The sequence below is a fragment of the Ligilactobacillus pabuli genome (assembly GCF_022836475.1).
Classification (GTDB): Bacteria; Bacillota; Bacilli; order Lactobacillales; family Lactobacillaceae; genus Ligilactobacillus; species Ligilactobacillus pabuli.
The window spans coordinates 1-1622 of record NZ_BQXH01000044.1; the positions used below are offsets into that span (position 1 = coordinate 1).

Genomic DNA, 1622 nt, shown 5'->3' on the forward strand with positions numbered 1-1622 from the left:
AGTATTCCTGAATCGATTCAATCGAACAAAAAATGGTTTCCTTACAATAAAGGCGGCTCCTATCGTAAATGGTACGGTAACTATGATTACGTCGTCAACTGGGAAAATGATGGTTATGAAATCCGTAATTTTACTTGGCCTAATGGAAAAAGAAGATCTGTAATACGTAACGAAGATTATTACTTTCGTGAAGCAATAACATGGCCAAAAATAACATCAGGAACATTTAATGTAAGATTTCGAAAATTTGGATCGATTCATGACACTGCAGGTAACGAGGGATTTACTGAAAACCATGAAGATCTACTTTATTTGATTGGTTTTGCTTGTTCTAGCGTTTGTAATTATGTTCTATCAATTTTAAATCCAACAATTAATGTTCAAGTTAGTGACTTTGGACATCTACCTGTCATTATTAATAAAAAAGAATATGTTGTATCAATCGTTAAATCAAATATCCAAATTACATCTTCTGATTGGAATATTTTCGAAAATTCATGGGATTACAAAAAGCATCCATTTTTATCACATATCGCTGAACATAAACAAAATTGGACCATCGAAGCTGCGTATGATCAATGGGAACAGGAATCGTTAGACAGATTTAACCAGTTAAAGGCTAATGAAGAAGAACTAAACAAGATTTTTATCGATTTATATGGTCTGCAGGACGAATTAACACCTGAAGAAGAGGACAAAGACGTTTCTGTTAGAAAAGCTGACAAAGAGCGTGATATTAAGTCCTTTTTGTCATATTTTATTGGGTGTGTATTTGGACGATACTCATTGGATAGTGAAGGTTTGGCTTTCGCAGGTGGTGAATGGGATAGTTCTAAGTATCATTCTTTTGTGCCAAATGAAGATAATGTCATCGTTTTAACAGATGATGATTACTTTGGTGATCAACGTGATGTTATTCACCGATTAAAAGGGTTCTTAACAGTTACATTTGGAAAAGAAAACTTATACCAAAATTTGGACTTTATTGCTTCTGCGTTGGATCAAAAGAAATTAGATAAAGGCGTTGAATCTCAACAAATTATTAGAGATTATTTCTTGAATGACTTCTTTAAAAAAGACCATCTAAAAATTTATCAAAAACGGCCGATTTATTGGGAAATAAGTAGTGGTAAAGCTAAAGGTTTTAAAGCCTTAATTTATCAGCATCGTTATGATGTGAACACAATGGCGATGGTTCGTTCAGAGTACCTGCATGAACTACAAGGTGCGTACGAAAATGCTTTAAAGGTAAAAGAAAACCAAAAAGATAATGAGACTGATAAAAAGATGGTGAAGATTTTTGAAAAGGAGATTACTAGTTTAAATAAGAAAATCACTGAGTTAGTGAAATTTGATCAAGAACTACAACATGTTGCTAGTCAACAAATTGATATTGATTTAGACGATGGTGTGGTTGTCAATCATAAAAAGGTTCAAGCGGATACTAAAATCTTAACACCGATTAAATAGAAAAAATGATCTCGATTTTTATGTCGAGATCATTTTTTGGGGACTTTGTCAAATAGTGTTGATGGTCCTTGGAACTCTATCTTAAAGGTAGGGTTCTTTTTTATACTCTAGTAGCTAGTTTAAAGTGCCGGTTTTGTGTGGTTGGGGCTGGC

General features: G+C 33.4%; 1 protein-coding gene. It reads left to right on the top strand.

Annotated features, from left to right (window positions below; genetic code table 11):
- Positions 1-1470 (top strand): BREX-1 system adenine-specific DNA-methyltransferase PglX (gene pglX, locus LPAF129_RS10990; protein ID WP_244057169.1); only part of this gene is annotated, 1470 nt, incomplete at its 5' end.
- Positions 1471-1622: the final 152 nt, after the last annotated feature.